The 25388-nt window shown below is 45.7% G+C and carries 20 protein-coding genes and 2 pseudogenes; 6 read left to right on the top strand and 16 right to left on the bottom strand.

From position 1 onward, the window contains the following. Nucleotides 1–239: 239 nt before the first annotated feature. A complete protein-coding gene (locus CVD19_RS14480; RefSeq protein WP_101582541.1) occupies nt 240–1115 on the bottom strand; it encodes a nucleotidyltransferase-like protein in 876 nt (291 codons plus the stop codon). Between the two features lie 153 nt (nt 1116–1268). Here CVD19_RS14480 and CVD19_RS14475 point away from each other — a divergent pair, with 153 nt between their 5' ends. Beyond that, on the top strand, nt 1269–1616 hold the full coding sequence (locus tag CVD19_RS14475) for a YgzB family protein (protein WP_101582540.1): 348 nt from the start codon (nt 1269–1271) through the stop codon (nt 1614–1616). Between the two features lie 63 nt (nt 1617–1679). Here CVD19_RS14475 and perR read toward each other — a convergent pair whose 3' ends face one another. The 3 genes from perR to CVD19_RS14460 all read right to left on the bottom strand — a co-directional run bounded on the left by perR (nt 1680) and on the right by CVD19_RS14460 (nt 3969). Next, nucleotides 1680–2123 carry a peroxide-responsive transcriptional repressor PerR gene (gene perR, locus CVD19_RS14470; protein WP_101582539.1) on the bottom strand — a complete coding sequence of 148 codons (444 nt, stop codon included), beginning with the start codon at nt 2121–2123 and terminating at the stop codon, nt 1680–1682. 123 nt (nt 2124–2246) lie between these two features. Continuing rightward, the gene (locus CVD19_RS14465) at nt 2247–2795 is read right to left on the bottom strand and encodes a cob(I)yrinic acid a,c-diamide adenosyltransferase (protein WP_101582538.1); all 549 of its coding nucleotides are present in this window, start codon (nt 2793–2795) and stop codon (nt 2247–2249) included. Between the two features lie 307 nt (nt 2796–3102). Next, nucleotides 3103–3969 carry a TetR/AcrR family transcriptional regulator gene (locus CVD19_RS14460; RefSeq protein WP_101582537.1) on the bottom strand — a complete coding sequence of 289 codons (867 nt, stop codon included), beginning with the start codon at nt 3967–3969 and terminating at the stop codon, nt 3103–3105. Between the two features lie 185 nt (nt 3970–4154). Here CVD19_RS14460 and CVD19_RS14455 point away from each other — a divergent pair, with 185 nt between their 5' ends. Further along, nucleotides 4155–7370 carry an efflux RND transporter permease subunit gene (locus tag CVD19_RS14455; protein WP_101582536.1) on the top strand — a complete coding sequence of 1072 codons (3216 nt, stop codon included), beginning with the start codon at nt 4155–4157 and terminating at the stop codon, nt 7368–7370. A 37-nt stretch (nt 7371–7407) separates the two neighbouring features. Here the strand turns inward: CVD19_RS14455 and bcp are convergent, their stop codons facing one another. From bcp to CVD19_RS14430, 5 genes are all read right to left on the bottom strand, one after another. Then, a complete protein-coding gene (bcp, locus tag CVD19_RS14450) occupies nt 7408–7875 on the bottom strand; it encodes a thioredoxin-dependent thiol peroxidase (protein WP_101582535.1) in 468 nt (155 codons plus the stop codon). Nucleotides 7876–7935: 60 nt separating this feature from the next. Further along, on the bottom strand, nt 7936–8340 hold the full coding sequence (locus tag CVD19_RS14445; protein ID WP_101582534.1) for a potassium channel family protein: 405 nt from the start codon (nt 8338–8340) through the stop codon (nt 7936–7938). Nucleotides 8341–8621: 281 nt separating this feature from the next. Then, complete coding sequence (locus tag CVD19_RS14440; protein WP_101582544.1) at nt 8622–9407, bottom strand: ABC transporter permease; 786 nt, start codon at nt 9405–9407, stop codon at nt 8622–8624. Between the two features lie 5 nt (nt 9408–9412). Then, entirely contained in the window at nt 9413–10204 is a 792-nt protein-coding gene (locus CVD19_RS14435) for an ABC transporter permease (RefSeq protein WP_101582533.1), read from the bottom strand. Then, nucleotides 10204–11208: an ABC transporter ATP-binding protein gene (locus CVD19_RS14430; protein WP_101582532.1), complete on the bottom strand. Its 1005-nt coding sequence runs from the start codon at nt 11206–11208 to the stop codon at nt 10204–10206. The genes CVD19_RS14435 and CVD19_RS14430 overlap by 1 nt, the downstream gene beginning before the upstream one ends. Before the next feature lie 136 nt (nt 11209–11344). On the opposite strand from CVD19_RS14430, the gene CVD19_RS14425 reads away from it, so the two are divergent. From CVD19_RS14425 to CVD19_RS14415, 3 genes are all read left to right on the top strand, one after another. Further along, nucleotides 11345–12640, top strand: coding sequence for a glutamate-1-semialdehyde 2,1-aminomutase (locus CVD19_RS14425; protein ID WP_101582531.1), 1296 nt, complete (start codon nt 11345–11347; stop codon nt 12638–12640). Nucleotides 12641–12960: 320 nt separating this feature from the next. After that, nucleotides 12961–17427 carry a glutamate synthase-related protein gene (locus tag CVD19_RS14420; RefSeq protein WP_101582530.1) on the top strand — a complete coding sequence of 1489 codons (4467 nt, stop codon included), beginning with the start codon at nt 12961–12963 and terminating at the stop codon, nt 17425–17427. Between the two features lie 216 nt (nt 17428–17643). Beyond that, nucleotides 17644–18723 (top strand): FUSC family protein, encoded by a 1080-nt coding sequence (locus CVD19_RS14415; protein ID WP_101582529.1) that lies wholly within the window; start codon nt 17644–17646, stop codon nt 18721–18723. Between the two features lie 234 nt (nt 18724–18957). Here CVD19_RS14415 and CVD19_RS14410 read toward each other — a convergent pair whose 3' ends face one another. From CVD19_RS14410 to fabL, 6 genes and pseudogenes are all read right to left on the bottom strand, one after another. Beyond that, a complete protein-coding gene (locus CVD19_RS14410; RefSeq protein ID WP_101582528.1) occupies nt 18958–20706 on the bottom strand; it encodes an ABC transporter ATP-binding protein in 1749 nt (582 codons plus the stop codon). Between the two features lie 89 nt (nt 20707–20795). Continuing rightward, nucleotides 20796–21326: a nucleoside tri-diphosphate phosphatase gene (gene ntdP / locus CVD19_RS14405; RefSeq protein WP_101582527.1), complete on the bottom strand. Its 531-nt coding sequence runs from the start codon at nt 21324–21326 to the stop codon at nt 20796–20798. 201 nt (nt 21327–21527) lie between these two features. Further along, nucleotides 21528–21782, bottom strand: coding sequence for a YgaB family protein (locus tag CVD19_RS14400; RefSeq protein ID WP_101582526.1), 255 nt, complete (start codon nt 21780–21782; stop codon nt 21528–21530). 288 nt (nt 21783–22070) lie between these two features. Further along, nucleotides 22071–22352: pseudogene (locus CVD19_RS25895) on the bottom strand (gamma-type small acid-soluble spore protein); the annotation flags it as partial. A gap of 183 nt (nt 22353–22535) precedes the next feature. After that, a pseudogene (locus tag CVD19_RS25890) lies at nt 22536–22736 on the bottom strand (gamma-type small acid-soluble spore protein); the annotation flags it as partial. 83 nt (nt 22737–22819) lie between these two features. Next, nucleotides 22820–23569: an enoyl-[acyl-carrier-protein] reductase FabL gene (gene fabL, locus CVD19_RS14390; protein ID WP_101582524.1), complete on the bottom strand. Its 750-nt coding sequence runs from the start codon at nt 23567–23569 to the stop codon at nt 22820–22822. Between the two features lie 111 nt (nt 23570–23680). Between fabL and CVD19_RS14385 the strand changes: the two genes are divergently transcribed. After that, nucleotides 23681–23905, top strand: coding sequence for a hypothetical protein (locus CVD19_RS14385; protein WP_101582523.1), 225 nt, complete (start codon nt 23681–23683; stop codon nt 23903–23905). Nucleotides 23906–23986: 81 nt separating this feature from the next. On the opposite strand, the gene mutY is transcribed toward CVD19_RS14385, so the two are convergent. Next, complete coding sequence (mutY, locus tag CVD19_RS14380; RefSeq protein ID WP_101582543.1) at nt 23987–25099, bottom strand: A/G-specific adenine glycosylase; 1113 nt, start codon at nt 25097–25099, stop codon at nt 23987–23989. Between the last annotated feature and the right edge of the window lie 289 nt (nt 25100–25388).

Genomic DNA, 25388 nt, shown 5'->3' with positions numbered 1-25388 from the left:
TATAGAAGAAACATGATGATTATTGTTTGTTGACGCTTGTTTGTTTAGTTTTCAAAGAACAATGATCTTCGGTTATCGCCGATAAGCGACTTTATTAATATATCATACGGCGTCATTGGAGTCAACGCCTTTTTTTTAAAAAGCTCCGTCAGCCGCAAAAAGGTTTTTGCCATGTTTCGCAGCGACGGTTATTAATATACCAAGTATCCCAACAAAGGTCAATACCTTTTTTTGTTTTTCTACAATAGTTTTTCAGCGACGCTGTAGTACCGGTGATAAATGCCTTTCCCTTTTGTTTCTACGTTCACTACCTCAATAATTCCTTTATCAATGAGATACTCGATCAAGAGACCAAGATCCACTGAATAGGCACTTAGCTCTGTATGTTCGATCAGTTCATTAAAAGACCAGTATTCTTTTTCCTGAAGAACTTCTATTAGATGAGTGATACCAATTCGGGTTCTTGAATGGATTAAAAACTCGCTTGCAAGGAATAAAAGCTCCAGCCTCTTTTCTAATGTTTCTTCGCTTGTTATTAGTTCTTGATAGAATTTATAAATTTCCGGCTCTATTTGTTTTACCTGGTGCCAGACAGTCACTTCCGGGTGGATGCCGTTATCTATTAGAGCAAGCCTGGCTAAATGATGAAGGGAATGAACCACATGGTTATAGGCATCCATATAATGAAAATTATCAAAAAAAGCTTTTCCATCAGTATACCGGCGTATCAACTTGGCAAATTCCAGTCCCATTTTTATCTTTCGGCCATAGAACGGAAATTCCCTTAGTTCCATTTTTAAATTTGCTATGTATTCGTTTCGGTCAAAAATCACTTTTCCATCATACAGCCAGCCAAATATGGTTTTGTTGTTGCCAAGAAGCAGCCATTCGTTGAGCTGCTTTTCCGTTATGATATGCATGGCCGCTTTTTTCCCCTGGTACGTATAATGCTTAACAAAGACAGGCTGTCTTGCTTCTTTTACGATAATTAACAGTACAGCATCAAATGTATCCGTGGCCGTTATCGCATTGTGCCTTTTCTCTATTATTAATACACCTATGGTGTTTGATTGACTTGCTCGCTCCTGATATAGCGGACGAAGGATATCCTCCATATATAATTCCTCCAATTTGTTATTAGCGTATATCTTCGACAAATACAAAAAAACTCCTGCTTTGGCCGGGGCATATTTCGACATATATCCATCCGTTGTTATTTATTTTCCCGAAGATCATATGGTATAGTTAGGTTTTAGGGAGGGGAAAATATGGCCAAATATTCGAGTAAAATAAATAGAATCAGGACGTTTGCCCTGAGTTTGATTTTCATTGGTTTTATTGTCATGTACGGCGGCATCTTTTTTCGCAATTCGCCCCTTGTGATGACCATTTTCATGATTTTGGGACTTCTATTCATCGTAGCCAGCACCGTAGTTTATTTCTGGATAGGTATGCTTTCTACAAAAACCATCCAAGTCATTTGCCCTGGCTGTGGAAAGCCCACAAAAATGCTTGGGCGGGTCGATATGTGTATGTATTGCCGGGAACCATTGACCCTCGACCGAAATCTCGAAGGAAAAGAGTTCGACGAAAAATACAACCGCAAAAAAAGTTAAACTCGGCAGCTGCCGAGTTTGTTTGTTTACAATAAAAAATGGCAGCGATCGCTGCCAGCCAACTTAATGCGTTTCTCTTCCTGTACATTCCGGACAGGTCCCGTAAATTTCCATCCTGTGGTTTCCAACTTTAAAACCGGTCACATGTGATGCAAGGTGCTCTACTTCATCCAGGCCCGGATAGTGGAAGTCAACGATCTTTCCGCATTTCTGGCAAATGACATGATAATGGTGCGTAGTCACAAAGTCAAAGCGGCTGGAAGCATCACCATATGTCAGTTCTTTCACCAGGCCAACCTCACGAAATACTCTCAAGTTGTTATAAACCGTTGCCACACTCATGTTTGGGAATTTACCTTCAAGTGCTTTATAAATATCATCAGCAGTTGGGTGTGACATTGAGTTTATTAAATATTCAAGTATTGCATGACGCTGCGGAGTAATACGGACTCCTGTATCTTTCAGGGCATCCAGGGCTTCTTTTAATTGGTTTTGAACCACCGCCATGCACCTCTCTATCCAAAAAAAATTCTTAAATTATAATATTTATAATTAGTGTACTAACGATTTACTACTTTTGTCAATATAACAACCACCGAAAACATGTGCAGTATTATTAATTTTTACCCTCTACTCATGCAGCGCCTGCTCTTTTATGCCCAGATGAAAATTAACATATCTGGAAGCAACAAAGAGAAAATCTGATAATCGGTTCAGGTAAGCTAAAACGAGCGGATTGACATCATCCACAATGGAGACAGCCGAGCGCTCCGCCCGTCTTGCAATCGTACGTGCGACATGAAACGACGCGCCCGCCGAATGTCCTCCTGGTAAAATAAAATTTGTCAAAGCAGGAAGTGCGGAATCCCACCTATCGATCACTTGTTCCAAATATTCAATATCATTTTTCTCCAAAACCCATTTAACTTCTTTTCCTTTTGGTGTTGCCAGTTCAGCCCCAACATGAAAAAGGGTGGTTTGGACTTTATGAAAGACCTGTTCAAGTTCCTCCTTGCCCTCAAAGTATTCATCTTTTAAATAGCTCAAACCCAGGCCGATTGCAGAATTTGCTTCATCGCATGTTCCATATGCATCTACCCGTGGATCAGTTTTGGCAACTCTTTCTCCATAAATAAGCGAGGTTGTGCCTTTATCCCCTGTCTTCGTATAAATCTTCATCTTCGTGCCCCCCTTTTCAAAAAATGTCTCATCTGTTTTTAATATATGTATGCAAATTATGTTTGAAAAAGTTCAAAAAGCCAGTGTTCATATCGTAACCTTCTTTTCTCATTTTATAAAATTTTTAATGCTTGAAACAACCATTTGCAAGTTTTTCGCCAAAAAAAGAACGGGCTGTGGAAGCCCGTTAAAGAATGTCTGAGGAGGTATGCCCTAATATAATGTTATTCCGGATCGTGGAAAATGAATGGACATAAGCCTTTAATAAGGAAAATAGGCTTTAAATATATCCAGAAGGTACATCAATTTATATTTTCACATCAAACGACCTGGCAACTTCGTAGATATAATGTTCCAGTGAATCAATTCCCTTAAAATTTGACAGCATTCCCTTGATGACCGGGAGCCTCGGGCTGTCCTTAAGGGCCTCAGCCTCCAATACCTCAAGAGAAACTTCAAGATCTTCATGGTCCTTCATGCTGGCTACATGTTTCTTCATGTCTCCAATCACCGCTTTGATATCCGGTTTGTCATTCAGGAAAAATGCCCTCGTTTTCTTGAGCAGGAATTCCATCTTTTCTTCAGTAACGATTGGCTTTTCGCCGGTGATCCCTTCTATAATCGAGTCCATTCTTCGCATAATAAAATGGACGAGTTCATCTATTTTAAAATTCTGGCTGTCAAACAGCAGAACCTTTAAATACGATTGAAACAAGCCCTCAAGCATAAAGGCCAAATCCCACAAATAAGCGTCAATCCTATGTCCGTATATGGATGACAGCCCTTCCCTGTAAAATTTCTGGATGTTGTAATGCCTTTTTAGAATCAAATGCCTGACCGAATCGTTCAGGGGAATGGCCTGCTCCCTTGATTGCATAATGATGAATTCTTTATGCTCCACTATATTCATAAACAAAGCCGTCAATTGCCTCGTGAATTTTTCCCTGGGCGGCAGGTCGGCCCCCTCAAGCTCAGCTACATTCCTTTGCAATCTGTCAAAATAATATTCAAGGATTGCAACAAGCAACGCGTCTTTTGATTTAAAGTACAGATAAAAAGCACCTTTTGATATTCCACTTTCCGTTACGATTTCCTGGATCGAGGTTGAGGCATACCCCTTTGCCGCAAACAGTTTGATTGCCGCTTCAATGATCGTTTTTTCCTTTTCCTTCAAATGAAAGCCCCCTGACAGAATGAAACTGCTTTTTCACTTATATATAACCCGAAACTAGTTTATTATGAAAATGTATTGACCTATGACTGACCGGTCATTTATTATAATAGATATGACTACCCAGTCATATCGTATTACATTTCAGCAAACAGGTCAATTGAACATCACAAACAAAGGAGAGAATAATGAAGAAGATCATCCAGTTTTCGTTAAAAAATAAATTCGCGGTGTGGCTGTTGACACTGATCATTACAGCGGCGGGTTTGTATTCCGGGATGAATATGAAATTAGAGACGATCCCGAATATCAATACTCCGCTCATTTCTGTGTTGACTGTGTATCCAGGTGCAACTCCTGAACAAGTCGGTGATAAGGTTTCCGAACCAATTGAAAAGCGCCTCCAAAATATGGATGGAGTCAAGGTCGTAAGCTCTACCTCTTTCCAAAATGCCTCCTCTGTCCAAGTTGAATACAGCTTCGACAAAGACATGGACAAAGCGCTAACCGAAGCAAAAGAAGCATTGAGCACGATTGAATTTCCTGAAGGAGTACAGGAGCCAGAAGCGTCAAGGTTAAGCATCAATGCTTTCCCAATCATGTCATTAAGCATTTCAAACGATAAGGAGTCTCTCGCTGAACTGACAAAAACAGCTGAAGAAAATATTGTTCCTGAGCTGGAAGGGGTTGAAGGAGTAGCCTCGATCCAGATTTCCGGGCAGCAGCTCGAGGAAGCACAGCTAGTGTTCGATTCCGAGCGCATGAAACAGTATGGCCTCGATGAAGAAACGGTCAAAAACATCATTAAAGGTTCCGATGTATTGTTCCCATTGGGGCTGCACACATTTGGGAATGAAGAAAAGTCAGTTGTAATTGATGGCAATATAGCTTCAATTGAAGACTTAAAAACATTGCAGATTCCTGCCATTCCTGCGCAAGCCCAGCAGCCTGGACCAAATGCCGCCCCTGGCGCAGGCATGCCGACCAGCCAGACAGCTAACCCGGGAAGCAGCCTGCCACAGCAAAGCCAGGGCAGCGCCATCGCTCCGGGAAGCGGAAGCCAGGCTCTGGCAGGCATCCCGACGGTTCAACTTGGAGACATCGCTGAAATAAAGATTGTGGGTAAAGCCGAGTCTCTTTCGAAAACGAACGGAGAAACCTCCATCGGCGTGCAAATCGTTAAAGCAGCCGATGCCAACACTGTTGAAGTAGTGAATAATGTAAAAGAAAAAATGGATGAGCTAGAGTCGGATATTGACGGTTTGAAGGTTACACCTATTTTTGACCAGGGCCAGCCAATCGAAGAGTCGGTACAAACAATGCTGAGCAAGGCTCTGTTCGGTGCAGTTTTTGCCATGCTGATCATCTTGTTGTTCCTGAGGAATTTCAAGACGACGGTTATTTCCGTCATTTCGATCCCTCTTTCATTATTGATTGCGATTCTCCTGTTAAAGCAAATGGATATCACCCTGAACATCATGACGCTCGGAGCTATGACAGTCGCCATCGGACGGGTAATTGATGACTCTATTGTGGTTGTAGAAAATATTTTCCGGCGCATGTCATTAAAAGGGGAAAATCTGAAAGGCAAAGAATTAATATTGGAAGCTACGAAAGAAATGTTCATGCCAATCATGTCATCGACGATTGTTACGATCGCGGTCTTCCTTCCGCTTGGCCTTGTAAAAGGGCCGGTCGGCGAACTATTCTTGCCATTCGCACTTACGATTGTATTTTCACTTCTGGCTTCCCTGTTAGTGGCAATAACAGTCGTGCCGATGTTGGCCAACTCCCTGTTTAAAAACGGATTGTCGGCCAAACACGGACATGATGAAAACAAGCCTGGCAAGTTAGCCGCTTTTTACAGGAAAACGTTAAACTGGTCATTAAATCACAAATTAATAACATCAGGTCTGGCCGTTCTGCTGCTTGTGGGCAGTTTATTCCTGATTCCAACGATCGGCGTCAGCTTCCTTCCTGCAGATGAGCAGAAAATGGTGGTTGCCACTTACGAACCAGAACCGGGCCAGACATTCGAAGAAGTTACAGACATAGCATCTGATGCTGAGGAAATGTTCTTAAAACGAGATGGAGTGAAAACAGTACAGTTTTCTGCGGGCGGAGAAAACCCAATGAATCCTGGGGATTCAAATTCCGCGTTGTTCTTTGTTGAATATGAGAAAGACACGCAAAACTTCGATAAAGAAAAAGAAGCAGTCATAGATGATTTAAAAGACATGACTGATAAGGGTGAATGGGCAAGCCAGGACTTTTCCGGCATGGGTGCAAGCAACAGCCTGTCACTGCTTGTGTACGGCGAGACAATGGACGATATCAAACCAGTCATCAATGACATTAGCGACATTTTAAAGAAACACGATTCACTCACAAATGTGAAAACAGGCATTTCTGAAGAGTACGAGGAATACACGATTGTTGCTGACCAGGAAAAATTGAGCAAACTCGGACTGACAGCTGCCCAGATAGGAATGGAGCTCGCAGGCGACCGTCAGCGTCCGGTTTTGACAACAATTGAACATGAAGGCAAAGATATTAATGTTTACGTTGAGGCAGCAGCAAATGAATACAAGGATGTCAATGATCTGACAGGCAAAACCATTCGTTCGCCTCTTGGTGTGGAAGTACCCATCAAGGAAGTGGCAGAAGTTAAAGAAGGCAGCACATCCGATACGGTCACAAGAAGGGACGGGCGCTTTTTCGCTGATGTGACCGCCGAAATCACCACGAAGGACGTAGCCAAGGTTTCAGCAGACATCCAGAAGGAAATCGACGGATTAAAGCACCCTTCTAATGTTGAGATCTCGATGGGCGGGGTTACGGAGGACATTACCGAGTCATTCACTCAGCTTGGCTTGGCAATGCTGGCAGCTATCGCCATTGTATATCTCGTATTGGTGGTTACTTTTGGTGGCGGCCTTGCTCCGTTCGCGATTCTGTTCTCCCTGCCGTTCACCGTTATTGGCGGCCTGGTTGGACTGCTTATTTCCGGTGAAACGATCAGTGTTTCAGCCATGATCGGGATGCTGATGCTGATCGGAATCGTAGTAACGAATGCCATTGTGCTTATTGACAGGGTAATCCATAAGGAAAATGAAGGATTGTCAACACGCGATGCGCTGCTTGAAGCAGCAGGAACAAGGCTGCGCCCAATCCTCATGACTGCGATCGCCACAATCGGTGCTTTAGCGCCTTTGGCTGTCGGACTTGAAGGAAGCGGCCTAATATCCAAAGGCCTCGGGGTAACAGTTATCGGCGGGCTCACCAGCTCGACATTGCTGACGTTGCTTATCGTTCCGATAGTGTATGAAAGCCTGATGAAGCTGAAAAACAGAAAAACAGCCAAATCACAGCGTGAAACAGCCCTTGGAACTGGCAACATGTAAACAAAGGGAGCAGCTGATATTTTCAGCTGCTCCTTTTTTAATGCAGATTATCTTTTATATATTGCAGTGCCTCTTCCACATGTCCCTGCACCTTGACTTTGCGGAATTCCTTCACCAGAATGCCGTCCCGGTCAATGATGAAAGTGGATCTTTCCACTCCCATATACTCTTTCCCAAAGTTTTTCTTCAGCTTCCACACATCATAAGCCTCTGCTGCTTCATGTTCCTCATCTGCCAGGAGCAGGAACGGCAGCCCATGCTTTTCAATGAATTTTTCATGGCGTGAAACAGGATCCGGGCTGACGCCGAGGATCACTGCGTTTACTTCCTCAAAGCTCTGGTGATGGTCCCGGAAATCACATGCCTCGGTTGTGCAGCCTGGTGTCATGTCTTTCGGATAAAAATACAGGACGATATTTTTCCCGCGAAAATCGGATAACTTTACAGGGCCGTCGCTGGCAGGCAGTTCAAAGAGCGGCGCCGGTTCACCCACTTTTAATGTCATCGGCAATCCCTCCTATTTTTCTCTGTTTTAAGCCTATCCAAATTCCCGGCCGAACACAAATTATTTATCTGAATCAAGCACAGCCCGCGCCACAAAAGCGGCTGGGATTGTATATCCAATCAGCGCCTGCACTACAGCAATAATCCTCCCGATCCCAATCGGCGCGATATCACCATAGCCAACCGAAAAAAGTGTGACCGCGCTGAAATACATGCTTGTTTCCATCCTTCTTAGAGAGCTGTATTCCTTATATGTGCTTCCGTCCGCTAAAACTGTATAGCCCTTTAAATCAAGCAAATAATAAATCAAGCCAAATCCAATCATGACAGTTCCATAAACGAGGGCGAGAAACAGGAAGTTTTCAACCGAAACGAGCTTCCCTTTAATTTTGTGCGGAGCAAAAAGCATCCTTAAGCTTATTGAAATGGCTAAAACGATAACTAAAAATGATAAATAATAGAGCATCTCCCGGCCCCTTTTCCTCCCTCTCTCCTTCTATTTATACGCGTGTCATGCGGGGCATATTCGGGCCAGTCCCTATTCGGGGGAATCAATACGGTTTGGGATTTCAGCGGGGAAGACGATTTTAATCACTTTTTTGGTAATTTAAACACTTTTCGGGGGGAAGATCGATTTATACAGTTATATTCATGATTTAAACAAATACAATATCATTTACACTTTGCCCAATTTTACCCAACATAAAAAAACCACAGGCCGGTGAAGACCTGTGGAAAAAATATACATCAATTCCCCGCACCCCTGTACTGTTTGACACCTTGATTCCAGAGCAGGACGGACACCCCAAAAAACAGCAATCCAATGACCGGCGTCAGGAAAGAATAACCGATCCATTCATCACGCCCGAGAAAGTACGCCGCGGGATAAACGCCGACAAAGGCGAACGGCAATATCCATGTGAGCACGAACCTGATCGCCGCGTTATAAATATCAACAGGGTAACGCCCGTAGTTGCTGATATTGTACATCATCGGCATGATAGACGTCCTCGCGTCGGCCCAGAAGCTGATGCATGCAATCATCACAAAAATTCCTGCATAAACGAGGACAGCTCCGAGCACAAGGATGATAAACAGCAACGGGTCATACCAGTGGAACGCAAGGTTGAGCCTGCTGCCGGCATAAAGCATGACGGCAAGTCCCGTAATCCCGCCAAAGAGCGACTCAAGCTCAATCCGCTCCAAAATCACCTGGAACAGGCTATGGATCGGCCTTGTCAGGATCCTGTCCATTTCGCCTTTCACGATATAGCGTTCATTAAAATCCCAGATGTTAAAAAACGCCCCGAACACCGCATAAGGCACGAGAAAAAAACCGTAAATAAAAATGATTTCATCCCTGCTCCAGCCATTCAGCAGCTCTGTATGCCCGAACACAACCAGGATGAACACAAGGTTCACAGCCTGAAAGAGCATGTCAGAAAAAATTTCAACAACTAAATCGGCCCGGTATTCGAGCCGTGTTTTCATATATTGGGCGACATATTGAAAAAACATTGAAATGTAAAACACAAGGCTCATCCTCCTTGTATGATCAGCTGTTTTTTAGCGAGCATCCATAATAATTGGATCGGGATAACGAGCACCACTGTCCAGAAGGCCTGCAGCATAAGCCCTTCCATAGCCTGCCCGAAGCTGAAAGCATCAGTGAAAATCATGCTTGGAATATAGCTGATTCCCTGAAACGGAAGATACTTCATGATTTCCTGCCCCCAAACCGGAAAAAAACTCACTGGAATCAAAAGCCCTGAAAACAGCTCAATGATCACACGCTTCGCCCTGATCAGGCCTGTATTATTATATAAGAAGAAAGTGGTGATTCCTGTCAGCAAATTGATCTGTGTATTGATAAAAAAGCTGAGCAAAATCGATACAGCAAAAAGCCCCCATGTCGTCGGGTCTCCGGAAAAATCCATCGGGAAAATGAGAGCAACAATCAGCATTCCCGGCAGCGAAAAGAAAAACAGCCGAAATATTCCCTCTCCAAGCCCCTGCATCGTTTTCATCCCGAGATAGCTGTACGGGCGGATAAGCTCAACAGCTACTTTTCCTTCCTTGATTTCCATCGCCATCTCCCGGTCGATATTATTAAAATAAAACGCCCTTGCCATCCAGGCCACCGCAACATAGGTCGTCATCTGTAACGCTGACATGCCCTCAATTTCGCTTTTGCCGCCGTAAATGGCGGTCCATAAAAAATAGTAGGCACCAATGTTAATGCTGTAGATCAAAATTCCGGTGTAATAGTTGGTCCGATAGGCGAGCATCATCAAAAACCTGATCCGGATCATCTCAAGGTACTTATCCATCAGACAGTCCCTCTCTCGTAAATATTACGGACAATCTCCTCGGTGGACGGCTCGTTAATTTTTACATCTTTTACTTTATAGGCTGCCACAGTTCGGGCAATCACCTGGGAGACGGACTCGTCGTCGTCAGCTGTAATGGCAGTGAATATCTGGCTTTTCTCATCCAGTTCCCACTTCACCTGCAGCCCCGCAGACAACTCGTTCAGCCTGAAAAGGTCGGCTTTTTCAAGAAACTCAAACTGGATTTCCTTGCCTTCAGCCCACCTCTCTTTCAGGCTTTTCAACGCACCGTCGTAAATGATCTTCCCTTCATCAAGCATGATCACCCGTTCACACAATGCCTCAATGTCGGTGAGGTCATGTGTAGTAAGCAAAATCGTCGTATTGTATTTTTCATTGATCTCCTTAAGGAAATCCCTTATTTTAAGCTTTACAAGCACGTCAAGCCCGATCGTCGGCTCATCGAGGAACAAAAGGGGCGGATTGTGTATCAGTGCCGCCGCAAGCTCGCACCGCATCCTCTGGCCGAGCGACAGTTTTCGGACCGGCTTGTCAAGCAGCGGCTCAATATCAAGTGTTTTTATCACATGGTCCATATGCTCGTTATAATCGGCATCTGAAACCTTATATACTTTTTTCAGCAGCCGGAACGATTCCTGGACGGCAATGTCCCACCAAAGCTGTGACCGCTGTCCAAATACTACGCCGATCGTCCGGGTGAATTTCTCACGTTCTTTATGGGGGTTCATGCCGTTGACAATAATTTTCCCTGATGTTGGTGTCAAAATCCCGGTCAGCATTTTAATCGTAGTCGACTTGCCGGCTCCGTTTTCCCCAATATAGCCGACCATCTCTCCCTGCTTCACCTGGAAGCTGATGTCATTCACTGCGGGGATAATTTTATAATTTCTCGTTAAAAGGTCGCGGAATGCCCCTTTTAATCCTGAACGGCTTGAATAGGCCTTGAACTCTTTCCGCAGGTCGCGTACTTCTATAGCGTCCATTATTTTCTCCTCCCGTACTTCTGCTGCCCTAAAAAAACAGTTTAGCCAATCCACAGATTTTACACAACCGTGAAGGCTTATCCGCGGTCAAAATTGTGCTAAAATAGACTGGCATGCATATTTAGGAGGGTTTAAAATGCAAAGGATAAATTCGGAACAAATACATAAAGAAGCACTGGAGCATATTGTTGGCGGTGTTAACAGCCCATCGCGTTCCTACAAGGCGGTCGGCGGCGGAGCTCCAATCGTGATGGAGCGTGCCCAGGGCGCATATTTCTGGGATGTCGACGGGAATCAGTACATAGACTATCTGGCAGCATACGGCCCGATCATAACCGGGCACGCCCATCCGCATATAACCGAGGCTATCAAGAAAGCTGCAGAAACCGGAGTACTATACGGCACCCCAACACCACACGAGGTCAAGTTTGCAAAAATGCTGAAAGAGGCCATTCCTGCGCTTGATAAAGTCCGTTTTACCAACTCCGGGACAGAAGCAGTGATGACAACGATCCGCGTGGCCCGCGCCTATACTGGCAGGGATAAAATCATCAAGTTCGCCGGCTGCTACCACGGGCACTCCGACCTTGTGCTCGTCGCTGCGGGTTCAGGTCCATCCACTCTTGGCACACCGGACTCTGCAGGTGTACCAAAAAGCATTGCCCAGGAAGTCATCACGGTGCCGTTCAATGATATTGAACCATTTAAAGAAGCCATGAATAAATGGGGCAATGAGGTTGCCGCTGTGCTGGTGGAGCCGATTGTCGGTAATTTCGGCATCGTAGAACCACAGCCAGGTTTCCTTGAACAGGTAAACGAAATCACCCATCAGGCAGGTGCACTTGTCATATATGATGAGGTTATCACGGCATTCAGGTTTATGTACGGAGGGGCACAGGACCTTCTTGGTGTGAAGCCAGACCTTACTGCCATGGGGAAAATTATCGGCGGCGGACTGCCGATCGGCGCTTATGGGGGAAGGGCTGAAATCATGGATACCGTGGCTCCTTTGGGACCGGCGTACCAGGCCGGAACGATGGCAGGAAATCCAGCGTCAATCCTTTCAGGAATTGCCTGTCTTGAAGTTTTGAAACAGGACGGCGTTTACGAATACCTCGACCGGCTCGGCGCCATGCTTGAAGAAGGGATTCTTCATGCCGCAGGCAAATATGGAATACCAATCACGATTAACCGCCTAAAAGGAGCACTCACTATTTATTTCACGAATGAGAAAATAGTAAACTATGAGCAGGCAGATAATACGGATGGCGAAATGTTCGCCCGGTTCTTCAAGCTGATGCTTGAACAGGGAATCAATCTTGCCCCTTCGAAATATGAAGCTTGGTTCTTGACAATTGCCCACACTGAGGAGGATATTGAGGCTACGCTCCACGCGGTTGAAAATGCATTTTATTCCATGTCAAATGAATAATAATACATTATTTTATACAAAATGGGAGCTTTTAACGCTCCCATGTTTTTTTCGCCTCGAGGTGAAAACGTTTTCATTACAGGCTAATTACAATTATTGCACCAAGCTGTCGTTTGGTCTTTTATCCATTTTACTGTATAATTAATTGATTTCTGAAAATTCTTATGTTATGATGTAACCACTATTCTCAAAAATGCTCGTAACAGCCCCATTCAATTCTTGTTTTCCATATTAATCTAGTTTTTTAAAATATTTTTATACTTAGAAAAAACTTCAGGAGGTGAACCGGCTTAGGGGAAGCCCTATTTAAAGCCGAATCTATGACACAACAATGGAGCCCCTCTCTTTTTAAAGATTTTCACCGGCAGGAACATGATGCCTGTGGAATTGTTGCCAGCATTGAAAAAAAGAGAATCCCCACAAGGGATAATATCTTTAATTGCATCAACGCCCTTGTAACAATGAACCACCGCGCCGGCTTTATCAATGGCGAAGGGGATGGAGTCGGAATTCACATCGATATTCCGAGTGTGCTATGGCAGGAGAAGTTAAAATCAGCCGGTGTAGACCCTTCTGTGGCTGAAAACGATAATTTCGTTGTCGGACATGTTTTTATTTCCCGCAGCGCCAATGCAGAACAGATAAAACAAGACTTGCTGTCAAAGCTCAATGCACAGCGGCTGAGCCTAGTTTACCAGTCTGATAAAGTGACTGATTCTTCCGCCCTCGGCCCGATTGCCATCCAGGAAAATCCTGTTTTCTGGCAATTCGCCTGCCTTTCTGACGAAACAGGGCCTGAGCTTTCCAAAACACTATTTAATATGATCGTAGAGTTTGAGAAGGACGAAAATGTCCATGTTGCTTCACTAAGCCAATATCATGCCGTTTATAAGGTGATGGGCGCCGGGGACATCCTGCCGAAGTTCTACCATGACCTTGCGAGCCCGCTGGTTGCTTCAACCATGACTCTTGGACATAACCGTTATTCTACCAATACACTGTCTAGCTTTTTCCGTGTCCAGCCGTTCAGCGTACTTGGCCACAATGGGGAAATCAACACAATTGCAAGGCTTCGGGATGAAGCTAGAATGATCGAAGTTCCTCTCGTCAAAGACGGCAGTGATTCCCAGGACCTGAGCCGGACAATTGAAACGTTCATTTGCCGGGAAGGCTACTCATTATTTGAAGCGATGGATCTGATGTTTCCGCCGATCATCAATGAAATCAAATCTTATCCTGAGCATCTCCAGGATTTATATGTTTATAACCGTGAGGCCTGGGGCCATTTTGCCCAGGGGCCGGCCGGAATCATTTCAAGATTCGGCGATGAAGCGGTGTTCAGCGTGGATTCCCTTGGGCTGCGTCCGCTCTGGATGGTTGAAATTGAAAGCTCATTCCTGTTCTCATCTGAACCAGGAATCGTTTCTGCAGATGAATATGTGAATAATCCAAAGCCTTTATCCCCTGGAGAAAAAGTGGGATTCAAATGGAACGGAGCCGACATTGAAGTGTTTGAACATGATGCTTTCCAGGCCGAGGTTTATAACCGCTTTTCGGCACGGGTCTTATTCGCAGGAGCCCGCCAGCGCATGACGGCACCAAAGCTGGAAAAAACCGTTACAATAAACTATCCTGAAAAGATCCATAATGGACAATACAAGGCCTTCGGTTGGGAACGAGACCATGTCCAGCTGATTGAGCAGATGGCTGAAAAAGGTGTCGAGCCGATCCGTTCACTCGGCCATGATGCCCCGCTGGCCGCACTTAACCCGGAACGGAAAAATATCGCTGATTTCATTAAAGAAAGTGTCGCGGTAGTGACCAATCCAGCGATCGACCGTGACCGGGAAACAGAGCATTTCTCGACCCGGACCATCATCGGGAAACGTCCTGGCCTGTTTGAAAAAGAAGAATCTGGAAAAGTGTTCGAGCTTACAACCCCTTTGCTTATTGAAGGAAAAGCCGGTTTTGAATGTTCTGAAGTGCTTGGCCAGCCAAGCTACGACCAGGTGATCCAATCGTTCCAGGAAGATAAGCTGGCTGCTTATGTGGAAACGGTTTTTTACCAGGATGAAACGATTGCTCAAAGCTTGGAGCGGATATCAAGTGACGCTGTTGCTGCGGTTAAAAGCGGGAAAACGCTGATCATACTTGATGATGCAAAGTGCCACCAGGAAGGCTCGTACTGGCTTGACCCCCACCTGGCCGTTTCAGCGGTTGACCAGGCACTTGTGAATGCCGGACTGAGGCGTGACTGTTCATTGCTGCTACGCTCTGCAGCAGTGCGCTCCCTTCATGATATTATCGTAGCACTCGGCTTGGGAGCAGATTTAATCAGTCCTTACTATATGTTCATGACCGTACTGGACGTATCTGTGAAGCCGCTTGTGAACCTGTACAACGCATTGACAAAAGGGCTTGAAAAAGTGATTTCGACAATCGGTATCCATGAGCTTCGCGGATATGGACGATTATTCTCAAGTATAGGCTTACACGAAGAAGTGGCTGATTATTTAAAGGTTGTAAACTTTTTTGGCTCAGAGGGGCTTGCTTTTAACTTTGAAGCGATGAAAGAGGATGCTTTCGCCCGGGCAGCCGATTACCAGAACGAAAAAGAACGAATCGGCAAAACCTTCCACCTGTTCCCGCGCATCTGGAAAGCGATTGGCGAGGTTGCCTCAACCGGTGATTACAGTGCGTATCGGGATAAAATCAGCGAACAGGAAGAAAACAACCCGACTACGATCCGCCATCTTGCATCTATAAAGACGGCTTCATCACAAATAAGGCCTGAAGATGTGGATATTAGTGTCGGTGAACACAGCCTGCCGTTTGTGATTGCCTCGATGTCATTCGGCTCACAGAACGAAATTGCCTTCCGCGCATATGCTGAAGGAGCTGACAGGCTTAATATGGTAAGCATGAACGGCGAGGGCGGCGAAATTAAAGATATGCTTGGAAAATACCCGCGTACCCGCGGCCAGCAGGTTGCATCCGGCCGGTTCGGTGTCAACGCCGAGCTGTTGAACTCATCCAACCTTCTAGAAATCAAAATCGGGCAGGGTGCAAAGCCGGGCGAAGGCGGACATTTGCCAGGCTCCAAGGTTACAGCGAAAATTGCGGAAGCAAGGAATGCCACCATTGGTTCTGACTTGATTTCGCCATCGAATAACCATGATATTTATTCGATTGAGGATCTTGCCCAAATGATCCATGAATTGAAAACAGCCAATGACAAAGCAAGGGTTGCGGTTAAGGTTCCCGTCGTGCCGAATATCGGGACGATTGCGGTCGGAATCGCAAAAGCGGGTGCTGACATCATCACCCTCAGCGGATTTGACGGCGGTACAGGCGCCGCCAGGATCCATGCCCTCCAGCATGTGGGCCTGCCTGTTGAAATCGGTGTGAAAGCCGCCCACAATTCCCTGCTGGAAGCCGGCTTAAGGGATAAAGTCGAGCTCTGGGCTGACGGTGGCATCAAGAGCGCGCAGGATGTCCTGAAGGTGATGCTCCTCGGGGCCAACAGGATTGGATTCGGTACCCTGTCCATGCTCGCAATCGGCTGTACTACCTGCCGCGGCTGCCATCTGGACACTTGCCATGTCGGGATTGCCACACAAATTGAATCCGAGGCACAGGCAAAGGAGCATGGTCTGCGCCGCTTTGTTCCGCGCCAGTTCGAGCTTGCCGTCCAAGGCATCATGAATCTGTACACAGCATTCGGAAATGAGCTGAAAGCACTTGCGGCCTCAGCAGGAATTAAAAATCTCCAGGACGCTGTCGGACGTTCCGACCTGCTGGAGCAGGCTAAAGGAAATAACCTTCTAGATCTGACGTATTTATTAAAGCCGCTTGAAATTGGCCAGCTCGGCCACCAGGAGGCTGCTGCTTCACTTGAATCCAAACCGCTTCAGCTTGCAGTTGGTGCTGAATACCTGGATGCTGTCGAGGAAGAACTGCACCAGTCCCGGGAATTCAGCAGGGTTACTTCCGAGCAGCGTGTACTTGCGAGCCGCGTTTCCTGCCACAGGGTCCGCGGACGGCTTGACGGTTCATACAAGCAGCTTGCACCAGTTTCCCTCCGTTATAAAGGCTCAATCCTTGGCAATGGCCTTGGAGCATACAACACTTCAGGAATCACAATCGAAGTGGACGGCGGAGGCCAGGACGGAGTCGGCAAAACATCGTTTGGCGGCAGCATCTTAATCCTCAAATCGAAAGGAAAAGACGGCAAATACTACAACGGTTCTGTCGGAAAAGGATTTGGCTATGGCGCCCAGAAAGGCCTTCTTGTTGCCCAGGGCAATGCAGACGCGCGGGCAGGAATCCGGCTGTCAGGTGCCGATATGGTAATTGGCGGGCTTGTTACAAAACCGCTTCCTGAAAGGGAAGCTGGCAATATCGCATCACGATCCAATATTAAAGGATTTGCGTTTGAATATATGACCAATGGAAGAGGGCTTGTCCTCGGTGACCCTGGTCCATGGATTTGCGCCGGAATGACCGGCGGGGTCGTCTATTTGAGGCACCAGCCTGAAATGGGGTTAACGAAGGAAGCGATCAAGCGCCGCATTGCCAAAGGGGCGAATGTATCAATCGAAAACCTCTCTGACAAAGGAAAGGCCGATGTACAAGAACTGCTTGGCAACTATACGGCATTGCTGAAGAACAACGGGCATGAGGCCGAAGCAGCGGAGCTGTCAGCCTTGCTGGATTACCCTGAAGACCATTTCCTCCAAGTCGTACCTGTAAAAGAACAGGCTGATCCGTCAGTATCTACTGAATAATATAGCACTACTGAAAAATCAAAAGCGGCCCCCGGGCCGCTTTTTTATTCTAGTACAGTAAGTCCTCCTGGAATCTCATCCCAAATTGCATAATTCTTAAATTTGCCGCTTGAACTTCTTCTATATCCCATGTATAGTACAATATTGTTTAGTTTTAAGTATTATAGTTTAAAGTACAATTGCACAATGCTTTAAAAGGAAAGGAATTATATCAGCATGAAACTTGGTGCCCGAATTTTAAAAACGGGAATTGCAATCATATTATCTCTGTTTCTTGCACAGCTGTTCGACCTGCCATCTCCGGTATTTGCGGGGATTGCAGCGATTTTTGCTGTCCAGCCAACCATTTACCGCTCTTATTTATCGATTATCGAACAAATCCAGGGAAACTTGATTGGGGCTGCGACCGCGGTTTTATTCGTGCTTGCCTTAGGTAATAATTTCTTTATTATTGGCCTTGCCGCCATTCTTGTCATTACCCTTAACCTTAAATTAAAGCTTGGTAATGCTATTTCATTGTCGCTTGTAACTTTAATTGCGATTATGGAAACGCCCGGGGATGAGTTTATCGAGTTTGCGCTGATCCGCTTTTCCACAATCATGCTCGGCGTTGTGGCTGCATTCATTGTTAACCTTGTGTTTCTGCCGCCAAAATATGAAAACAAGCTCTATAACAAGAACGCTTTGCTCACCGAAGAGATCACCAAATGGATCCGCGTAAGCACAAGACATGCCTCCGAGCATCAGCTGTTGAAAGCTGATATCGAAAAACTGAGGGAAGAATCGATCAAGCTCGACCAGCTTTATTTGATGTACAAAGAAGAAAGGAACTATTTCAAGAAAAATCTGCTTGCGAAGTCAAGGAAGCTTGTCATTTACCGGCAGATGATCACGGCAACGAAAAAAGCGCTGGAAACATTGAAACGGCTGCACCGTTACGAAAACGAATTTAACCAAATGCCTGCTGAATTCCAGGAAGCCATACAGCACCAGCTTGACTGCCTCATCAACCACCATGAGCAGGTACTGTTAAAATTTATTGGAAAAGTCCGGGCGGAGGCTTCCTTTATGGAAGGCGATGCATGTTTAAATAAAAAGGAATTATTTGAGTTGTTTCTTGCGCAGCAAAAAAATATGGCTGCCGAAGACAGCCCTATCCTTTACCATGTGATGCAGTTTGTTTCAATCATTATGGAATACGGGGAGCAAGTCGAGCATCTGGATGTCCTTGTAAGCAGCTTCCAATCGTTTCATAAAGACGAAAATCAGGTTACCATCGAGCAGAATTATGAATAAACCCCGCAAAAAAGCAGCTGATGCCAGTCAGCTGCTTTTCCTGTTTGTCGAGAAGTAGGGTTCCGCTTAATTATCCTGTTTTTCGCTTAATTGGCACCTATTTTCGCTTAATTAACCCTATTTTCGCTTAATCAACTGTGATTTTCGCTTAATTCACGCTAGTTTCCGCTTAATAATGAAAACCTGGATTTCCGGTTTCTGCCCTATATCCTGCCGAAAATATGCCCAAGAATATTAATTTTCAAGCTGCTGTACCTGGAAAAGCCGGTAATAGCCTCCCTGCCGGGCCATTAGCTGCTCATGGGTTCCCACCTCGGTAATTTCTCCGTGCTCAATCAGGACGATCCTATCTGCATGGGTGATCGTGGATAAACGATGTGCCACAATAAAGGTCGTGCGGTCTTTGGCCAGTTTTTCAAGGGCTTCCTGGATTTGGTGCTCGCTCTCCAGATCAAGTGCAGATGTAGCCTCATCCAGAATCAGGATAGGCGGATTTTTTAGAAAGACGCGGGCAATCGCCACCCGTTGCTTCTGGCCGCCGGACAGCTTGACGCCCCGCTCCCCTACTTTAGTTTCGTAGCCCTCTGGAAGGTTCTCGATAAATTCATGCGCGTTTGCAGCACGGGCCGCCTGAATGACCTCTTCGTCATTCGCATCAGGTTTCCCCAGAAGGATATTGGTCTTTACAGATTCACTGAATAAAATATTGTCCTGCAGTACTATTCCGATTTTATCACGCAATGACCTTACTTTAAACGAACGTATATCCTGGCCATCCAGGAGGATCCTCCCGTCGGTCACATCGTAAAACCTTGGTATCAGGCTGACGAATGAGGATTTCCCTCCCCCGCTCATCCCGACCAGGGCGATCGTTTCACCTTTTTTAACATCCAGTGATATATTTTTAAGAGCCATGCCGCCGCCTTCTTCATACGCAAAGCTGACATTTTCAAAGGTGATGTCCCCGTGGAGCTTTTGTAATTCTATTGAGTCAGGCGAGTCTTCGATATCGTATTTTTCGTCCATCAATTCGAACACCCTGTCCATGGAAGCGATGGACTGGGTCAAGCTCGTCGAAGAGTTAACCAATCTCCTCAATGGATTATAAAGCCTGTCAATGTAAGCGATGAATGCAACCATCGTGCCGATTGAGAGATTCCCTTGCACTACCTGGAATCCCGAATATCCTATCACGATTAAAGGAGCAATATCCGTGATCGTGTTAACAACAGCAAAGGCTTTGGCATTCCATCTAGTATGTTCCAGCGCCTTTTTCAGGAAGTTGTGATTTTCATGATCAAACCGGGTTTGTTCGTAATCCTCGATCGCGAAGCTTTTAATAACCGACATGCCGGCGACCCGTTCATGCAAATAGCTTTGTACTTCAGCAAGCGCCTGGGACCGCTGCTTTGTTAATATCCGCAAATTCCCGAAAAAAAATCTGACCGAAAACGCGTAAAATGGGAACAGGACCAATGAGGCGATCGTCAGCGTTACATCCATCGTGAACATAATGGCAACCGCTATCACAATTGTGGCCACGTCAAGCCAAAGGTTCATAAGCCCGGTGATAACGAAGGTTTTGGTCTGCTCTACGTCATTTATCACCCGTGAAATCACTTCTCCCGCCCTTGTATTCGCGTAATATTTGAAGCTGAGCTTTTGAAGGTGGGTAAACAGCCTGTCACGGATGTCGTACAGGATTTTGCTTGCAGTCCACTGGGCATAATATTGGCGGTAATATTCAATAGGCGGGCGGAGAATGACGAAAATGACAATCATGATACTCATTACAACCAACAGTTGGTTCGACTTTTCCGCCTTTGACAGCGTGTCATTCTGGACAACATCGTCAACGACGAATTTTATTAAAAGTGGTATAAGGAGAGGAATGGCAAATTTCAAGATACCAATGATAATCGTTCCGATGATTTGCCACCGGTATGGTTTTACAAATTCAAAATATCTGCGGATACTGCCCATGCAAATTCCCCCTAGCTGTCCTCAGGCCAAAAAACAAAAACCTGTTGAACTCAGTCAACAGGCGGCTGAACCTAATCGCTTTACAATTATTAACGCCGGTACGTAAGAAAACGTTCATACCAAATATCAATAAAATCCGGTGCGAACGGTCCTTTTCTCTGCCTGATGCAGCGAATCAACTTTTCTACATTGAATTTCAGAATTTTATCGATTACATCAGGGTATTGCATTTCTTTTCGATGGCGTTCGTATTCATCCTCGTCCAACAAGTTAAACGTCATATCAGGAAATACTTTAATATCGAGATCATAATCGATATATTTCAACGCTTCCCCATCAAAAATGAAGGGCGAACTGATGTTGCAGTAATAGTAAACCCCGTCTTCCCGTATCATGCCGATGACGTTGAACCAGTGCTGGGAGTGGAAATAGCAAATGGCAGGCTCACGGGTGATCCAGGTCCTGCCGTCCGACTCCGTGACAACCGTCCTGTCATTGCCGCCAATGACGAGGTTTTGATTCCCTTTTAAGATGGTTGTTTCATCCCAGACGCGATGGATATGCCCATTGTGCTTATAGCTATGGATTTGGACAGATTCACCTTCCATGGGTACGCCCATTTTTTCCCCTACTTTCCTATCCCGGAAGCTTTGCAACCTATCAATGTATCTTTATCTATGAAATGCCAAACGACAAAAGGCAACAAAGAACGATTCCTATTTTTTATTATTATAACGGTTCGGGAGAGAATTTAAAACAAAAGAACCATTGTTTTCACACAATGGCTCGATAATGTATCCATATATCGGTACTGGTGATTTTCACCTCTGGGTTACATTCGTTTCCTGGTAGGAACGGATCACTTCTTCTGTCTGCTGTTCAAAAATGCGGTGAATATCGCTCAGCTCGTTCTTCATTCTCTGAATTTCAGCCCGTATTTCTTCGAGTTCTGTTTCCTGTTGAAGCGATTGAAGTTCTTCTTCAATCTGCTGGCACTTTTCAAGCTCACTTTGAATATCCAGCAGCTTATCCATTGTCTTCAGTTGCGTGGTTACCAATTGGTTAAACTGATCCATGCATCTACCACCGCCTGTAAGTTTTTTCATCTTATGTATTCGGCCACGCAGCAGGATATCCTTTGGCTACTTCTGTAAAATGTCTGGAAGCTTTGTCGAAGTACAACCCACATTCCAGAAGGTGACAAAACGGCTTTACTAATATTACCGTTTCATAATGGAGTTAAAACACTGACCATGAATTTTTTTCCACCATAAACCACTCAGGATGACGTATTCATGATGAAAACTGTTAGGCGCTGGACAAAAAGGCACCCTTCAATGAAGAGTGCCTGTGGGAATGTGATATTAGCTTTGTTGTGATGACCGGGCAGCGCTTTGGGCGCGTCTTGCCAGTGCCTGCTGGTTCTGTCTCCGAACTGCCTGAGCGTCTGTTTGCGATTCAGAAGCAAACTCTGTTCCAAATTGCCCTGCCCCGGCATTCTGACCCGCTTGCGCACCAAGACCGCTTTGGGCCCGGCTTGCCTGCGCCTGCTGGTTTTGCTGTCGCACTGCCTGAGCATTTGTTTGTGATTCAGCAGCAAATTCGGTTCCAAATTGTCCGGCTTGCGCACCTTGCCCCGCTTGGGCACCGAGTCCAGCTTGCGCTCCTTGTCCCGCTTGGGCGCCGAGTCCGGCTTGCGCTCCTTGTCCCGCTTGGGCGCCGAGACCGGCTTGCGCACCTTGTCCCGCTTGAGCGCCGAGACCGGCTTGCGCACCTTGTCCCGCTTGGGCGCGTAATCCTGCTTGCGCGCCCAGTCCGCTTTGGGCCTGGCTTGCCTGTGCCTGCTGGTTTTGCTGTCTGAGTGCCTCAGCATTTCTCAATTGTTGATCAGCAGCAAATTCAGTTCCAAATTGTCCGCCACGGGCACCTTGTCCTGCTTGTGCCCCCAGTCCACTTTGGGCTGCGCCGTTTTGCTGTCTAACTTGTTGAATGTTAGTGCCAGCTTGTGTCTGGTTTAATTTGTTTGCCATAATTATCACCTCCACAAACTTAATGTAACCAGTCCGGGAGGCTGCTATCCTGTCTTTTCATGGAAATGGGATTCATGGCTGAACTAGACGAGCAACGAGATGCCACCGTCCACTATGATTGTTTGGCCGCGGATCATATTTGATTCGGAGCTGGCCAAAAACATGATGCAATTGACAAGGTCATCAATCTCGACCATTCTGCCTGCGGGCGTCTTCTCCTTAGCTTCAGAAAGGAGGTCCTCCCTGTTCGGGAAATGTTTTAAGGCGTCAGTATCCACCGCACCGCCGGACACAGCATTGACCACAATGTTTTTAGGAGCGAGTTCTACTGCAAGGTATCTCGTAAGGGCTTCTAACGCGGCCTTTGAAACCCCTACTGTCGTGTAATTTTCAAGGTACCTGATCGAGCCGAGCGAGCTGATGCTGATGATTTTCCCTCCCCCGGTTTTTTCCATCAATTTTGCTGCTTCCTGCGCACAGAAAAGCAGGGCTTTGCTGTTAATGTTCATCGTCCAGTCCCAATGGGATTCTTCCAGCTCCATCGCTGGCCTTAACACTCCGGAAGCGGCATTGTTGACGAAAACATCAAGCCTGCCGAAGTGATCATTAATTTGTTCAAACATTGCTTTAATTTTGCTGACGTCCCCGACATTTGCTTTTACAACGAGGGCTTTTACGCCAAGAGCTTCTATTTCTGCAGCTGTTTCAAGAGCTGCGCTTTTGCTGCGGGCATAATTAATCACAATATCATAACCGTTTTTTGCCAGGCGCAATGCGGCAGCTTTTCCAATGCCCCGGCTGCTGCCTGTAACGAGGGCAACTTTATTAGACATATAAAAATTCCTTTCTCTGACCGTTTGGTTTTATTTTAGCTTTTCCAGGTATATAAGACAATGTATAGACAAACGATAGCTTCATCATAAAAAGGAAAGGATGAAATGAATATGTATGTCGGCCGTGATATGACCGAATTATCAATGATGTCCAAACAGGACTGGGATGATAGTGAACTCGCGTTTTTCCACCACTCATTGCAACAGGTCGTGCCGTACCTGAACGCCGAAGGACAGGCATTGCACAGGGATATCGTCGAGGAAATCGAGCGGCGCGGCGGTTTGAAACGAAGCGAAGCCGATTACACACACGGATCAAAAATCAAGTACGATTGATATGGAAATATCTTGGCTTTGTTTGCAGGCTGATATGGATATACCCACAGCTGGTTGTTTCTGCAGTAAAAAAAAACGCCATCAGGCGTTTTTTTCTCTGTGCAAGTACTGTTGCCACATTTTTTGATGGGATACCGGGAACGCATATTGTGCAAGCTCATCTTCGGTTACAAGCCTTACATTATCGTTCTGTTCTATTTTGCTGAGCAGGCGGCCTGAATAAACGCGGATATTCCAGATTAAATGGGTAAAAACATGCTCGATATGGCCAGTCATGTCACGTAGTTCTATTGCCGTCTGATATTGGTCGGTAATGTGATTAGCTAATAGGGCTTTTTCATGTTCTAAAGGCAAATTGATTTCTACATTTGGAAATTCCCATAGATTTGCAAGAAGGCCTGACGAAGGACGTTTTCTGATCAGGATCCTGCCTTCACCATCTGTTAACACGGCCGCGGCGAGCTGGACAGCCCTCTGTTTTTTCTTTTTTGACTTGACTGGGAGATCATTTTGTTCCCCCTCGTGATAAGCCTCGCAATAATCACTGACAGGGCACAGCAGGCAAGAAGGTGATGATGGCGTGCAAATAAGCGCTCCGAGCTCCATCAAAGCCTGGTTAAAATAAGAAGGGTTTTCATGCGATATAAGGGCTCGGACCGCCTCTTCAAAAATCTTTCGGACAGAAGGGCGTGCAATGTCTTCCCTGATCAGCAAAATCCTTGCTAACACCCTCATTACATTTCCATCAACAGCTGGTTCCGGCTTGCCATATGCAATGCTTAATATTGCCCCGGCAGTATACGGTCCAACCCCTTTTAATGAAGAAATGCCTTCCGGTGTATCGGGCACCTTTCCTCCATATTTTTCATGCACTTCTTTTACTGCCGTTTGGAGGTTTCGGGCACGCGAATAATAACCGAGGCCTTCCCATGCCTTTAAAACTCTATCTTCATCCGCTTCTGCGAGTGTTCCAATAGTTGGGAATTGCTCAATGAATCTGTTAAAATAAGGTATGACGGTATCCACTCTTGTCTGTTGAAGCATGATTTCCGACACCCAAACCTTGTATGGATCGTTATCAATTCTCCATGGCAGCTCTCTTTGCTCTTGTTCGAACCAGCTGATGAGTTCCCTCCGAAATCCTTCAACATCAATTCCATCAAGATTAATTAAACTCTGTCTTGTCACTTTTATTCCTCCGGGTGTTAACTTGCGATAAAATTGGGAATATAATATTATCATTTCTAATAGCGGGGGCATTAATTTTCAACTTGGTTAATAACATATTGTACGGGCTTCACATAACCCCGTCGTGGTAATGCTTCACCGTAGTGGGGGTCAGGGCCCCGGCGCGGTAGTGCTTTAGCCTGGTGGGGGTCAGGTCCCATCATCTTAATAAAGGTAAACGATTATGCCAATAGTTACAAGGAATATTTACCGAAATGTCATAACTCAAATCGTTTTCCTCCAAAGGAGGTAATTT

This window comes from Bacillus sp. T33-2 (assembly GCF_002860205.1).
Classification (GTDB): domain Bacteria; phylum Bacillota; class Bacilli; order Bacillales; family Cytobacillaceae; genus T33-2.
This window is presented reverse-complemented; position numbering and strand designations above follow the sequence as displayed.